Raw genomic sequence first — 12357 nt, 5'->3', positions numbered from 1 at the left:
ACCGATGAAAGGAGAAACTTTAGCAAACCTTATCCAATGTGGCGTTACGCTACTTCTTGGCATTATTGCCCTTGCTGGGGCATTGTTCTGTAATGCCTCATTTCACTTCTTTACCGCTATGGCTTGTTTTTGGCTGGCATGGGTTTTCTATACCGACAATGAGTATGGGATAGTAAGTGTTAGAGAATATTTTAAGAACCGCTACAAAAAGGACTGACTTATGGCAATTCAGATGGAACTATACGAGTTAAAGAATCTCTGTATGGAAATGGCTTCTTTGGGTGCTGCCAACTATGTAAAACAGACTATCCCGGCAAAAGACCTCATTTCACAACGTGAAGCATACAGATTGTTTCAAGAGTGCCGGGTGAAACGCTGGCAAAAAGACGGCAGAGTTTCTACTATCCGTGGCGGTAGCTCTATACATTCCAAAGTATTGTATTCACGTGCCGAACTTATGGCAGTGGATAAATCAGAGAAAATCAACTCTATAATTAATAAGTGATATGCGAACAATCAAATTAAAATCATTATCCCTTGTGAATTTTAAGGGAATCAGAAGCCTAAATATCGGTTTTTCCGATGCGGAAACGCTGGTTGCTGGAGAAAATGGTACGGGCAAAACAACTGTGTTCGATTCATTCCTTTGGCTTCTTTTTGGAAAAGACAGTACGGGACGGTCGGATAGTAATTTCAACATTAAAACGTTGGATTCGGACGGCAAGCCTATTTTGCACCTTGAACACTCCGTTACTGGTGTACTATCAGTGGATGGCAAGACGGTAACACTGCAACGCTGCTATGTGGAAAACTGGGTCAAGCCACGTGGAACTACGGAAGAAAGCCTAAAGAATCATGCAACAGAGTTCTATTTGAACGGTGTTAAGTTGGCTACCAAAAAGGAGTATGATAGTGAAGTAGCTGCCATCATCCCGGAAGATGTTTTCCGAATGATAACCAACCCTTTCTACTTTACATCAATGAAGCCGGAAGCGCAAAAAGAAATCCTTTTGGATATGGTAGGAACGCTTACCGACCAAGACGTAGCGCAGACCAAGCCCGAATATTTGGAGTTGCTGGCTCAGTTGTCCGGCAGGAGCATCGCCCAATACGCCAAAGAGGTAGCCGCCAAGAAAAAGGCTTGCAAAGATGAATTGTCAGTTATTCCCTCTCAGATAGAAACGGCTCGTAAACTTATGCCGGAGGAAGAGGATTGGGTAGCCATTGATAGTGAGATTGAGGATAAAAATGCCCGTATTCAGCAGATAGAGGAACAAATTGCCGACAAATCAAAGCTGAATGAGCAGGAATATCAACGTAAGGCTTTTATCCAAAAGCAAATAGGTGAAAAACGCCTACAACTCAATAGTAGAATGAATGAAATCGCTACAGAAGCTAACAAAGGGTGCAATGAGGCATCTTTGAAGCTGAACGAATTGGAATATTCGTTGCGTACTGAAAAAGCCTCTTTAGACAGAAAAAGGCAATCGGTTGCGGATATGGATATTGAGATAGAAAAGCTTAATACCAAATTGTCCGCATTGCGTGGTGAATTTTCATTTATCAGCAAGGAGGAACTTACCTATAATGAGGGTGAATTTATTTGCCCCACTTGCAAACGTCCTTTGGAAATTGAGGATATAGAAGCCAAGCAGCGTGAAATGCAAGCCAACTTTAACGCTAATAAGGCGGCACGTCTGAAAGCGAATAAAGAGGCTGGCATGGCTAAAAAGCAACGGCTTGAAGAAATGCAAGGGCTTAAAGACCGTACCAATGCCGAAATCGAGGAGCTGGAACAAAAGATAGAGCGTATCAATGCCGATATTCAACAAGCAAAGGCTTCTATCCCCGAGGCGCAAAACGTGGAAGCAATGATAGCATCCGACCGAACTTGCATTGACATCAAGAACGAGATTGTCGAACTTGAAAATCAGCTCAAAGTGGATGCAAAGATTGTGGACGTGTCGGAACTGCAATCGGAGAAAAGAACTTTGAATGAAGCCGTGCAAGGCTTATACAAGCGTTTGGCAAACCGTGAACAAATCGGCAGGGCTGAAAAGGAAATCGCTTCTTTGGAAGAAAAGCGCATTGCCAACAATCAAAAGTTGGCAGACCTTGAAAAATGGGAGTTTACGGCACTCCAATTCCAAAAGGATAAGGATGCGGAGCTGTTGAAACGCATTAACGGAATGTTCAGATATGTATCATTCTCCTTTGTGAACGAACAACTGAACGGAGGCGAAAAACTGACGTGTGTATGCACCGTGAACGGTACACCTTTCCTTGACGTGAACAATGCCGGACAAATCAATGCCGGAATAGATATAATCAATGCCATTTGCACGGCAAAGGGGGTATCTGCACCGATTTTCGTTGATAATGCGGAAAGCGTGAATCAAATAATCCCATCACTCAGTCAGATTATCCGGCTGGTGGTAACTACGGACAAAGAACTAACCATTAAATAATTGCGATTATGACACAGCAAGCGACTACAACCATACAACAGGCTGCAAATGGTGGGCAGGTAGCTACTCAAAGAAAGCCTGTAGATATTCTTAAAAGCATGATGAATGCCGAAAGCGTACAAGAACAATTCAAAAATGCGCTTGGTAAAAATTCGGCAACATTCGTAGCCTCTGTAATTGACCTATACAACGGAGATAGCAATCTGCAACTCTGTAATCCTAAACAGGTGGTAATGGAAGCACTCAAAGCTGCCACGTTACATTTGCCAATAAACAAGGCTTTGGGCTATGCTTTCATTATCCCGTTCAAAAACTCCAAAAAGGATGAAAAGGGCAACTGGATTAAAGTGTATGAGCCGACTTTTCAAATGGGCTATAAGGGTTATATTCAGCTTGCCATGCGCACGGGACAATACCGTACCATCAATGCGGATGTGGTGTATGATGGTGAGTTGCGCAAGGTAAACAAACTGACCGGGGAAATAGCCTTTGACGGTGAAAGGAAAAGCGATAAGGTGATAGGCTATTTCTGTTACTTTGAACTTATGAACGGCTTTAGCAAGACTTTGTACATGACAGTGGAGCAAATGGCAAACCATGCAAAGCGATACAGTAAAGCCATCACAAGCGATAAGGATGTAACGGTTGAAAAGTTGCTGAATTTGGCTAATTTGCCCGTTTCTCCCGATAGCAACAAGGTTGGTTGGATGGGTAACTTTCACGGAATGGCACAAAAAACCGTTATCCGTAATTTACTGAGTAAATACGGCTATTTGTCCGTAGAAATGCAAAATGCCATCACCAATGACTACGAGGGTGACGAAACTTCACAGCGTGAAATATTGACCGACAATTACGCAAACAAACAGTTGATTGATGCGGAAGATGTGAGCTTTGAAAGCGTGTCAAGCGAGCAACAAGCGGAAACTATTGACCCCGGATATTGATAGCGTATGAAACTGATAGTTCTTGGTTCAAGTAGTAGTGGCAACTGTTACATTTTGGATAACGGTAATGAAGCTCTGATTATAGAGGCTGGAATCCGTTTCCAAGAAGTCAAGAAAGCGTTGGATTTCAATCTGAGAAAGGTTGTAGGGTGTGTGGTAACGCACGCCCACAACGACCACGCCAAATATATTAAGGCAATGGTGGATAGTGGATTTCACACGTTGGCATTACGGGAGGTATGGACTGCAAAGGGCGTTTGGGATTCCCGTTCTTTGGTGGTTAAAGAGGGCAAAGGCTATAAGATGGGTAATTTTAAGGTACTTCCTTTTCCTGCTTGCCATGATGTGCCATGTGTCGGCTATCTGATAGACCACCCCGATATGGGAAAGATGGTATTTCTTACCGATAGCTGTATGTGCGAATATCAGTTCAAGGGGCTTAACCATGTGCTGATAGAGTGCAATTACTCTGATAAGAAGCTCATCGAGGCGATTACAACCGGGCGCACGTTGCCCTCACAGCGTGAACGTCTGCTTACCTCACACATGGAGCTTACTACGTGCAAGGGGTTTTTGGAAGCAAACGACTTATCCCATGTTTCGGAAATCGTGCTTTTACACCTTTCCGAGAATAATAGCGATGAGCCTTATTTCATATCGGAAGTGGAAAGGCATACGGGGAAAGTGGTTTATGCGGCAAAGCTGGGTTTAACGATTGATTTAGACAGAATATAAGGATATGGCTAAACTCCAAGTAGAAAAGAGAAACGGGTTATTTGATTTGAAGCCTCTATACGAATGGATGCGTAACGCTTTGGATGGTATCTATAGGATAGAGGTTAAGAAAGTCAGAAAGCCACGTTCTTTAGACCAAAACGGGTGGTTGTTCGGGTGTATTTACCCTATCCTTTTAGACGCTCTTTTGGAAGCTGGTTGGGAGTTCGTTTCAGTAGAACAAGTGCATGAGTTTTTTAAGGCTCAAATGACGGCTGACAAAGTGGTAAATAAGCACACGGGGGAGATTATAGAGTTCCCGTGTTCTACAGCCGCTATGGACACGGTGACATTCTCCACCTATTGCGAAAAACTGAGGGAGTACGCCAAAGAGTTTCTGAATGTGGATATTCCCGACCCGGATAAATATTGGAGAAGCCATGAAAAGAATACCTAACAGCGTGGTATCTGAGCTGATACGCTTAGTGCCCATTTTGATAGCAAATATTCCACCCGGACAAAGTACGAGAGTGGATAACGCAATAAGATTAACAAAAAAGATTATCAACAAATTAAAAACATTGAAAGATGAGAACATTTGAAATTACAGAGAAAGAAGTAGCGGCTGCATTTCGTGAAGCGGAAAGTGGAGAAGCAAAGAAAATATTGGCGGCTTTGTTCTGCAAGGAAGAAATGGTAAAACCTACACTGGACGATTACAAGACAATTCGCACGTATGAGGATGCTTGTAAGGCACTTGGTGAGCCTATTTTTGAAGACCCTAATAATTTGCCCAATCATATCATAGCCCTTATGAAGTTGGAAACTATTAGCCGGGCTTTGTGGGGTAGAAATTTCCAACCAAAGCCAGATGGAGAGGGAAGCAAAGTGTATTGGTATCCGTGGTTTGCCTTATGGACTAAGAAAGAGGTTGAGGATATGAATCCCGAACAAAGAGGTGCCCTTTTGTCTGCTACTGCGAGTCATGGTGCGTCTGCGGGTTTCGGTTTTCTGCATGCGAATTTTCGTTCCTCGTGTGCGAATGCGTCCCTTGGGTTCCGCTTGTGCCAAGAAACGGAAGAAAAGGCTAAGTATTTTGGGCAGCAATTCATTGAACTTTGGGCTGAATATTTGAAATTCAACTTTACCGTAGGAAATCGTTTGAAATAAAAGTGTGTTTATCAAACATATTATCAACTAAAAAATAAAGTGAAATGAAAGACATCATGTTAGCCGATACCCCGGTGGAACAAAGGGAACAGATTCTACGTGATAGCTGCGACCAAATTGTAGAACGTAGCTACACACGCAAATTTGACACGCAACAGATTAACGAAAGACGTGCTGAACTTGCAAACGTAGCAATTCAAAAAGCTGATTTGGAAGATGAGTTGGCTGGAATCAGAGCTGAATACAAGTCCAAAATTAAGCCTTTGGATGAGAGAATTGGAAAGGTTCGTGATGAGTTGAAAGCCGGAGGCGATTATGTAAAAGGTGATTGCTTCAAGTTTGTAGATGAAGATGAGGGCATGGTTGGATTCTACACCCCGGAGGGTTATTTGCTGGAGCAACGTGCCATGACGCAAGAAGAAAGACAACGTAACGTATTCCGTGCCATTAGAACGGATAGAACGGGCACGAATGATTGATTATTAACACATTAAATTTTAGTAAAATGGAAAATCAAGAAAAAGGATTAACCGTAAACATCGGTGAGTACAAGGGTGAAAAACCTATCGAAGTAGTGTACAGAATTGGTAATGCTCCTAAAGCATTGGACGAATTGCCCATTAAGCAACCGGAAAGTATTTCTGTATCAGGTGTTATCAGAACTCCGTTAGATTGGTTGGAAAAGCGTATTGACACCATCGACCAAAAGCGTGCGAATGTTAAGGTAAACCGTGAGAAAATGAGTATCACGCTTACCGTGAATGAGGATGATTATTACACTAAAAACACCTTTGTAGGTACGGTGGAATTATCGGAAGTCTTTTCAAAGTTTGGTATCAATAACGGAGAATGTGGCTGGATTCCTGCTAAACTGGGGCAGTTCCTGCGTTTGAATCGTGGCGTATTTATGCAAAAAGAGGATTGTATGAAGCTCGTTTCGGTGTTAAAGAACTTTACGGCTAACGCCAAGACTGAAATTCAGAAACAGCGTGACCCATCCGGCTCTATGGCTGAGGTGTACCGTTCACAAGTAGAAAGTAATTTGCCCAAGAGTTTCACGATTAACATCTCCATTTTCAAGGGAACTGCAAAAACACCTATTGAAGTTGAGTTCGACCACTATCTTTCTAATGGTGATGTGTTGTTGCAACTTGTTTCGCCCGGTGCTAACGAACTGGCAGAGGACTACAGAGATAAGTGTATTGATGAGGTGTTGGACGGTATTCGTGCCATTGCCCCAGATATTGCTATTCTTGAAATCTAAATACTATATCGTGGGGGAGCAATCCCCCACTTATAACAGCTCATAATATGGCTAATAAAAAAATTATACCGCCTATGCCTTTCGATGCCACCGCTTGGTTATCCAACAATGCGGCTATGAGGTTGTCATTTGCTTGTAAGGGCTTGTGGCTGGATATGCTTTGCTGTATGTGGGTGAGTATAGAGCGTGGGGTTATGCTGAAACCTATTGGCGGTGCGTACACGGTTGATGAATTAGAAGCCCTTTACGGAAGTGGAACAAAGGAGCTGATAGAATCATTGATTAACGCTGAATTATTGTCTGTAAGGAATGATGGGGCTTTGTACAACGCTGATATGGTCAAGATGGAATCAATACGGGTAAAACGGTCTGAGGCTGGGAAAAAAGGTGGTGTAACTATGGGTAAACGGATATTAGCCAAAGTTGATGCGCTTGTGGAAACGCCACCGATAGAAATGCCACATACACCTTCCCCAACGGCTGAAACGCAACACGGGGCGCAAGCAGACCTATTTCCCGATGATTTGCCGGAGAATCCACCGCCACTGACTGATGAACAACAGCGGAAGATTGCAAAAGCCAAGAAGTACAATTATGCTGATTACGTTACTTTGACACGTGATGAATACGCAAAATTATGTACCGAATATGGCGAAGAAGCCGCTAAAGCGATGATTGATATTCTCAACAATTACAAAGGTTCTAAGGGTAAGAAGTATAAATCCGATTACCTGACTATTAGGGGCTGGGTAAAAGATAAGTATTACGAAAATATGAATAGATATGGACAACAAACTGGTACAACGATTGCAACAGATATTGGCAAACCAAGCGCAAAGAGGACTTTTAGGGACACGCTTTAAGATTGAGAAGTTTCCCGAAAAGGACATAGCGGAAATGCTAAGGATGTGTTATCAGTCAGAAGTTGAGCGCAGAAACATGAAGTATGTTTCGGATGAAGCCACGTTGGAAAAGATAGGCAAAGCAGCTAAGTTCCTTTGCGGAAACGGAAAGTTCGGCTTGCTTCTGTATGGTACGGTAGGGAGTGGTAAAACCACGCTTGCAAAGGCGATATGCAACATTATAGGTATCTTATACAATAGTGATTTATCTTCCGAAAGAAAGGGTGTGTACCGCATATCAGCTCTGAACCTTGCCAAGTCAATAGCCGATGACCCGACTTATTTCAACAAGCTAAAGAATCAAGAACTTTTGTTTATTGATGATGTGGGCACTGAACCAGCAAGCGTGAAAAGTTGGGGCAACGAGTTTTCCCCGGTTACTGAACTAATCTATGCCCGATATGACAGGCAGCTATTCACTATAGCCACTTCCAATTTGGCAGATGAGGAATTTGGCGACAGGTACGGAGAGCGTATTGCTGATAGAATGGAAGAAATGTTTGAACGGCTGCACTACAGCCAAAAAAGCTATCGAAAATGAGATTTGCGCTCAGAAACAAAACAAAGCTCATTAATGCTTTCGGTGAAGCGTATTACAACGAACTTATTGCAAGCATTAATAGCTTTCAATCTAACTACACGCCCGATTGCCATTATTGGAACGAGGCGATACAAAAAGAAATGCTGGATATGCCAAGTAGTACCCACCCGGATAAGACATTTTCGTTTGCCATTGTGAGCGAAATGTGGGATGTGATAACGCTTGCTTATTATTCAGCGAGTAATACACCAAGTAAATAATAAAGCTATGCAACACCAAAAATCAGAAAAGAAAAAAGTGGTTGTGACCTTATGCCGTGTATTCCCGGTTACACATTCTTTGGCTGGAAAGCCTACAGAGTTTGAGGGCAAACTAAAAGAGCATAAGAAGATACATACTATACGCTACAATAAAAATGGCGTGTGGGATAAGAGATATAAAGATATTGCATCCGGTAAAAAATATCTTTCAGTGCGTGAATGGACGGGCAGACCGTACAACTCAGAGCAACGGGAATTTGCCCGGTATGAGAAGATAGGTTTACAGCATATTACTATGACCTATGGAAGCGATGATACCATACCCAAAGTATGGGTAGACAACAAGAAAGTTTCAATCCATGAAGTAGCAAAGAATGATGGTTTGAGCGTGGAGGACTTTGTAGAATGGTTTTTCGGGAACAACAAAGAGAATGTTTTTGAAGGTGTTGTTATTCATTTTACCTCTTTTAGATACTAAGACATGGAAAAGATTTGTAATAATTGCTCTTTTATGAAGTTGAAAAAAATAAGGGACGGTTATAGTGCTTATTGCTGTATGGCTCATACAATAGTTAAGGGTGGTACTAAATATACAGACCCCAAAGGTGTACTTCCTCATTTCAAATGTAATTGTGGCAAATTCAATTGCAAGTATGAATGAAATAAGACACTGTAGCGAATGTAAATACTATTGGTGTTATCCTCATACAACCCAAATGTATTGCTACAAATTAGGTAGGCGCATAACAGCAAGAAAGAAGTATTGTAAACATTATAAGCCCAATAAATGATAGTAGTATGGAAACGAATAAAACAAAAAATACAGACCTGTTTTTGATTGACCCCCGTAATATCGTGGTTGTGGACGGTTTCAATGTAAGACGTGATTTTGACCTTGACGAACTGAAAGAGCAAATAAAGGCAAAGGGTGTTTTAAATCCTCTGACGGTTATAGCCTTTAAGGATGATGATGGCAACGAGAAATACAAATTGGTGGATGGTGAACGCAGGTATAGGGCTACCATGTTGGCTATATCCGAGGGTGCGGATATTCCTTATGTTCGTGCCATGAAAGCCCGAAAGGACGCTTCTACTGAAGAATTGTACATTCAACAGATGATGCGTAACGAGGGTAAGAAATTTACCGAATACGAGTGCGCTATCATGTTCAGACGTTTCAAAGAAGAATTTGGATATAGCCAAGTTGAGATAGCGGATAAGTTCAAGAAAAGCCCGGCTTTCATAAGCAAATGCCTTTCCTTGTTGGATTTGCCCCCGTACATTCAAGAAAGGATTATGAAAGGGGAATTGTCGGTTAAGGCAGCTAAGGAGATTGCCGCCAATTATGGCAGTGAGAAAGAACAGGTAAATGCTGCAAAGTCGGCTGTGGATAACGCCAAAGAAAACGGTAGGGCTACAGCTACCAATAAGGAGGTTCTTAATTCTCTGAAAGATTCTAAAGAAGCAAAAGCCATTGCGGAAGCTCTGAGAAAGGTTTGGGCTTATTTGGATGGTGAGGTTATCGTGGACGTGGATAAGCTGGCAAAGCTACTGGATAAGACGGAAAGCCTTAGCCAAGCGATGAGAGAATACAAGAAAGAGGGTATAAAATGAAACTGAGGAAAGAAAAGGAACAAATACCTGCGGATTTCCGCAAACAAATGTATGAGAGCTACAAAGCCAATATGACTTTATACGGTAAGCCAATTCTCCCGTACAAACAATGGCTGAAAGACGTGTTTAACACTAAATTACCTTGTTGTGGTAAATAGATGGCATGAAAACGCTGATGATTGACATAATGCTGAATGACCGCTTTTATGCGGCTTTCAGATATAGGTATTGCCCGGCTTTCAAATTCGATATTGAGGATATGGCTAACAAAGTTTATGAGCGATACCCCACCCTGCGAAAAAGGGCTATGAATGGTGAAAAAGTAGTATTTGCATTTTAATGATTTGAAGATATGGAAATTAAAAAGAAGATAGTAGTGCCTACGGGCGAAATATATACCGCTATAGGTGAAAAGGGAATGTTGGAGTTCCTTACGGTTGGAGATTATGGTAAGAACGCTAATATCAAAGCGGACTTTTTGGGGATTACCCGTGATTTGAACGGTGTACCCAATGGCGAGCCGATGCCTCTTACTGAAAAATGGGTGATTACCATTTCCACACAGTACGGTTGCTCTATGGGCTGCAAGTTCTGCGATGTTCCAAAAGTGGGTATTGGGAGAAATGCCACTTTTAATGATTTGAAAGGAGAAGTGCTAACGGCTATCAAGCAACACCCGGAAGTGAAGCACACGAAACGTCTAAACATACATTATGCACGTATGGGAGAGCCTACATGGAACGCAAATGTGTTGCTTCATGCAATCAGTATAAAGAAAGACATAGAGCCGTTTATAGGCGATTCTTTGGTACACCCGGTTATAAGTACAATGCTGCCAAAGAAAAATAAGAAGCTGGTTGAGTTCTTACATAAGTGGTGTTACATAAAGAACGAGTTTTATAAAGGTGATGCCGGACTTCAATTCTCCATCAATACAACGAATGATGAAGAAAGAAATTATCTGTTTTCGGGTAGTTCGCTTTCACTTGGTGAAATATCAGAAATTGGAAAGTCGCTGCCTATGCCTGTTGGCAGGAAATATGCCTTAAACTTTGCTTTGGCTGATGATACGCATATAGACGGCAAGCGTTTGAGAGAGCTTTTCAACCCCGATAAATTTATGTGTAAGATTACCCCATTGCACCGAACAAATAGCTGTGATGAGAACGATTTGCACACAAGCGGAGGCTATGAGCTGTTTACCCCATATAAAGCCGTGGAGGAAGATTTGAAAGGCAACGGATTCGATGTTATTGTGTTTGTCCCCTCTTATGATGAAGATAACGGGCTTATCACGTGTGGCAACGCTATCCTATCCGGGAAAGTTCCTACTTCAAGTTACCAAGAAACAATATACTGATATGGCTAAAATAGTAGATAACCCCAAAAGGTTTAAGGTGATTGAATTGAGCCGAAACGAGTTGGCTAAAATTGGCGGTATTGGTATTTGCGATAGATGTAACGGTACTTCTAATACTGGCTATTATGTAGCCGTGCTAAATTGCTGGTTTTGTCCTAAATGCTACAATGAATGGTACGGATGCGCCACTCATTACCCGGAAGATATAAAGATAGAAAACAAGAATTTTGAGTATTATAAAAATTTATTTGACCTATGAGCAAAGAGGAATTGCAAGCAAAATTGGCGAAAGCCAACGCAGAGAACAAAGGTATGGTGGTTTACCCTGAATACTTCAAGAAGAAAAAGAAGCGTATGCGCCCCGACTTCATAAAGAAGCTGGAAGAAACTGCAAAAGCGGATTTTACCGATGTGGATGATTACGGAGTGTATAAAGTTGGTTCTTTCCTCTATAAGAATGCCTTTGTAACCATATCTAAAGATGATGGGCTATGGACGTTGCACGTGATAAGTGAAGCCCCGATAGGTTTGCCGCTCATTAAAGAGGTGAGGTACAAATATCTGCCTAATAACCTTATGATGGCTCAGATTTTCGGAGATAGAGCCGAAGCAAACGAGATTAAGGGCGTTATTCTGTATCAGATTCCCAACGGAGAAATGGAGGCTGAATAATGATTTATGTAGGGATTGATACGGGTGTAAATACTGGGTTCGCTGTTTGGGATAGCAAGCAGCGTTCCCTACTTCAAGTATGCTCTTTGCCTATACATAAAGCGATGGAGCGTGTACGTTCCTTGTATGATGAGTATAAGGCTGGTATAGGTGACAAAGTGATTGTAAGGGTGGAAGACCCCCGGCAAAGAACGTGGTTCGGAACGGAACGTATGAGCCGTGAAATGGAACGTAAGAAGTTGCAAGGTGTAGGCTCTGTGAAACGGGATGCCTCTATATGGGATGATTATCTAAAAGAGTTGGGCGTGGAGTATGAAATGGTTGCCCCGAAACGCAATGTAACCAAGCTGACACAAGAACGGTTTAGGGCTTTGACTGGATGGCAAAAACAGACAAATGAGCATGGACGTGATGGCGCAATGTTGGTTTATGGCTTTTAGTATTC

General features: G+C 42.1%; 20 protein-coding genes. All 20 read left to right on the top strand.

Annotation, left to right across the window (positions count from 1 at the left end; translation table 11 throughout):
- The first annotated feature begins 4 nt into the window (after positions 1-4).
- The 20 genes from A4V03_RS17730 to A4V03_RS17645 all read left to right on the top strand — a co-directional run bounded on the left by A4V03_RS17730 (position 5) and on the right by A4V03_RS17645 (position 12352).
- Positions 5-217 (top strand): hypothetical protein, encoded by a 213-nt coding sequence (locus tag A4V03_RS17730; protein ID WP_008642482.1) that lies wholly within the window; start codon positions 5-7, stop codon positions 215-217.
- 3 nt (positions 218-220) lie between these two features.
- Complete coding sequence (locus tag A4V03_RS17725) at positions 221-505, top strand: hypothetical protein (protein ID WP_005655479.1); 285 nt, start codon at positions 221-223, stop codon at positions 503-505.
- Position 506: 1 nt separating this feature from the next.
- On the top strand, positions 507-2468 hold the full coding sequence (locus A4V03_RS17720; RefSeq protein WP_065539770.1) for an AAA family ATPase: 1962 nt from the start codon (positions 507-509) through the stop codon (positions 2466-2468).
- Between the two features lie 8 nt (positions 2469-2476).
- The gene (locus tag A4V03_RS17715; protein ID WP_008642484.1) at positions 2477-3415 is read left to right on the top strand and encodes a recombinase RecT; all 939 of its coding nucleotides are present in this window, start codon (positions 2477-2479) and stop codon (positions 3413-3415) included.
- A gap of 6 nt (positions 3416-3421) precedes the next feature.
- A complete protein-coding gene (locus A4V03_RS17710) occupies positions 3422-4150 on the top strand; it encodes an MBL fold metallo-hydrolase (RefSeq protein ID WP_065539769.1) in 729 nt (242 codons plus the stop codon).
- Positions 4151-4154: 4 nt separating this feature from the next.
- Positions 4155-4586, top strand: coding sequence for a NinB/YbcN family protein (locus A4V03_RS17705; protein ID WP_065539768.1), 432 nt, complete (start codon positions 4155-4157; stop codon positions 4584-4586).
- A 131-nt stretch (positions 4587-4717) separates the two neighbouring features.
- Complete coding sequence (locus A4V03_RS17700; protein WP_065539767.1) at positions 4718-5299, top strand: hypothetical protein; 582 nt, start codon at positions 4718-4720, stop codon at positions 5297-5299.
- A 44-nt stretch (positions 5300-5343) separates the two neighbouring features.
- Positions 5344-5778, top strand: a complete 435-nt coding sequence (locus tag A4V03_RS17695) for a hypothetical protein (RefSeq protein WP_007219315.1) — start codon at positions 5344-5346, stop codon at positions 5776-5778.
- 26 nt (positions 5779-5804) lie between these two features.
- Positions 5805-6563: a hypothetical protein gene (locus tag A4V03_RS17690; protein ID WP_065539766.1), complete on the top strand. Its 759-nt coding sequence runs from the start codon at positions 5805-5807 to the stop codon at positions 6561-6563.
- A 74-nt stretch (positions 6564-6637) separates the two neighbouring features.
- Positions 6638-7426 (top strand): hypothetical protein, encoded by a 789-nt coding sequence (locus tag A4V03_RS17685; RefSeq protein WP_236588603.1) that lies wholly within the window; start codon positions 6638-6640, stop codon positions 7424-7426.
- Positions 7347-8006 carry an AAA family ATPase gene (locus A4V03_RS17680; protein WP_226812473.1) on the top strand — a complete coding sequence of 220 codons (660 nt, stop codon included), beginning with the start codon at positions 7347-7349 and terminating at the stop codon, positions 8004-8006. Before A4V03_RS17685 ends, A4V03_RS17680 begins: the two co-directional genes overlap by 80 nt.
- The gene (locus A4V03_RS17675; protein ID WP_007219318.1) at positions 8003-8266 is read left to right on the top strand and encodes a hypothetical protein; all 264 of its coding nucleotides are present in this window, start codon (positions 8003-8005) and stop codon (positions 8264-8266) included. The genes A4V03_RS17680 and A4V03_RS17675 overlap by 4 nt, the downstream gene beginning before the upstream one ends.
- Before the next feature lie 7 nt (positions 8267-8273).
- Positions 8274-8744, top strand: a complete 471-nt coding sequence (locus tag A4V03_RS17670) for a hypothetical protein (RefSeq protein WP_065539764.1) — start codon at positions 8274-8276, stop codon at positions 8742-8744.
- A 320-nt stretch (positions 8745-9064) separates the two neighbouring features.
- A complete protein-coding gene (locus A4V03_RS17665) occupies positions 9065-9880 on the top strand; it encodes a ParB/RepB/Spo0J family partition protein (protein WP_065539763.1) in 816 nt (271 codons plus the stop codon).
- On the top strand, positions 9877-10038 hold the full coding sequence (locus A4V03_RS21090; protein ID WP_165450631.1) for a hypothetical protein: 162 nt from the start codon (positions 9877-9879) through the stop codon (positions 10036-10038). The genes A4V03_RS17665 and A4V03_RS21090 overlap by 4 nt, the downstream gene beginning before the upstream one ends.
- Positions 10039-10043: 5 nt before the next feature.
- Positions 10044-10220 carry a hypothetical protein gene (locus A4V03_RS21085; protein ID WP_167371346.1) on the top strand — a complete coding sequence of 59 codons (177 nt, stop codon included), beginning with the start codon at positions 10044-10046 and terminating at the stop codon, positions 10218-10220.
- Positions 10221-10232: 12 nt separating this feature from the next.
- Positions 10233-11240, top strand: a complete 1008-nt coding sequence (locus tag A4V03_RS17660) for a Fe-S-oxidoreductase (RefSeq protein ID WP_065539762.1) — start codon at positions 10233-10235, stop codon at positions 11238-11240.
- A 1-nt stretch (position 11241) separates the two neighbouring features.
- A complete protein-coding gene (locus A4V03_RS17655) occupies positions 11242-11499 on the top strand; it encodes a demethylase (RefSeq protein WP_065539761.1) in 258 nt (85 codons plus the stop codon).
- A complete protein-coding gene (locus A4V03_RS17650; RefSeq protein WP_065539760.1) occupies positions 11496-11912 on the top strand; it encodes a hypothetical protein in 417 nt (138 codons plus the stop codon). Before A4V03_RS17655 ends, A4V03_RS17650 begins: the two co-directional genes overlap by 4 nt.
- On the top strand, positions 11912-12352 hold the full coding sequence (locus A4V03_RS17645; RefSeq protein WP_065539759.1) for a hypothetical protein: 441 nt from the start codon (positions 11912-11914) through the stop codon (positions 12350-12352). Before A4V03_RS17650 ends, A4V03_RS17645 begins: the two co-directional genes overlap by 1 nt.
- Positions 12353-12357 lie beyond the last annotated feature (5 nt).

It is taken from the genome of Bacteroides caecimuris (assembly GCF_001688725.2).
Lineage (GTDB): Bacteria > Bacteroidota > Bacteroidia > Bacteroidales > Bacteroidaceae > Bacteroides > Bacteroides caecimuris.
The sequence above is the reverse complement of the archived record's forward strand: the minus strand, read 5'-3'. Positions and strand labels throughout refer to the sequence as shown.

Excerpts from the sequence above, each read along its gene's own strand:
- A4V03_RS17730 (WP_008642482.1), top strand. The coding sequence starts at position 5 with ATGAAAGGAGAAACTTTAGCAAACCTTATCCAATGTGGCGTTACGCTA.
- A4V03_RS17725 (WP_005655479.1), top strand. The coding sequence starts at position 221 with ATGGCAATTCAGATGGAACTATACGAGTTAAAGAATCTCTGTATGGAA.
- A4V03_RS17720 (WP_065539770.1), top strand. The coding sequence starts at position 507 with ATGCGAACAATCAAATTAAAATCATTATCCCTTGTGAATTTTAAGGGA.
- A4V03_RS17715 (WP_008642484.1), top strand. The coding sequence starts at position 2,477 with ATGACACAGCAAGCGACTACAACCATACAACAGGCTGCAAATGGTGGG.
- A4V03_RS17710 (WP_065539769.1), top strand. The coding sequence starts at position 3,422 with ATGAAACTGATAGTTCTTGGTTCAAGTAGTAGTGGCAACTGTTACATT.
- A4V03_RS17705 (WP_065539768.1), top strand. The coding sequence starts at position 4,155 with ATGGCTAAACTCCAAGTAGAAAAGAGAAACGGGTTATTTGATTTGAAG.
- A4V03_RS17700 (WP_065539767.1), top strand. The coding sequence starts at position 4,718 with ATGAGAACATTTGAAATTACAGAGAAAGAAGTAGCGGCTGCATTTCGT.
- A4V03_RS17695 (WP_007219315.1), top strand. The coding sequence starts at position 5,344 with ATGAAAGACATCATGTTAGCCGATACCCCGGTGGAACAAAGGGAACAG.
- A4V03_RS17690 (WP_065539766.1), top strand. The coding sequence starts at position 5,805 with ATGGAAAATCAAGAAAAAGGATTAACCGTAAACATCGGTGAGTACAAG.
- A4V03_RS17685 (WP_236588603.1), top strand. The coding sequence starts at position 6,638 with ATGCCTTTCGATGCCACCGCTTGGTTATCCAACAATGCGGCTATGAGG.
- A4V03_RS17680 (WP_226812473.1), top strand. The coding sequence starts at position 7,347 with ATGGACAACAAACTGGTACAACGATTGCAACAGATATTGGCAAACCAA.
- A4V03_RS17675 (WP_007219318.1), top strand. The coding sequence starts at position 8,003 with ATGAGATTTGCGCTCAGAAACAAAACAAAGCTCATTAATGCTTTCGGT.
- A4V03_RS17670 (WP_065539764.1), top strand. The coding sequence starts at position 8,274 with ATGCAACACCAAAAATCAGAAAAGAAAAAAGTGGTTGTGACCTTATGC.
- A4V03_RS17665 (WP_065539763.1), top strand. The coding sequence starts at position 9,065 with ATGGAAACGAATAAAACAAAAAATACAGACCTGTTTTTGATTGACCCC.
- A4V03_RS21090 (WP_165450631.1), top strand. The coding sequence starts at position 9,877 with ATGAAACTGAGGAAAGAAAAGGAACAAATACCTGCGGATTTCCGCAAA.
- A4V03_RS21085 (WP_167371346.1), top strand. The coding sequence starts at position 10,044 with ATGAAAACGCTGATGATTGACATAATGCTGAATGACCGCTTTTATGCG.
- A4V03_RS17660 (WP_065539762.1), top strand. The coding sequence starts at position 10,233 with ATGGAAATTAAAAAGAAGATAGTAGTGCCTACGGGCGAAATATATACC.
- A4V03_RS17655 (WP_065539761.1), top strand. The coding sequence starts at position 11,242 with ATGGCTAAAATAGTAGATAACCCCAAAAGGTTTAAGGTGATTGAATTG.
- A4V03_RS17650 (WP_065539760.1), top strand. The coding sequence starts at position 11,496 with ATGAGCAAAGAGGAATTGCAAGCAAAATTGGCGAAAGCCAACGCAGAG.
- A4V03_RS17645 (WP_065539759.1), top strand. The coding sequence starts at position 11,912 with ATGATTTATGTAGGGATTGATACGGGTGTAAATACTGGGTTCGCTGTT.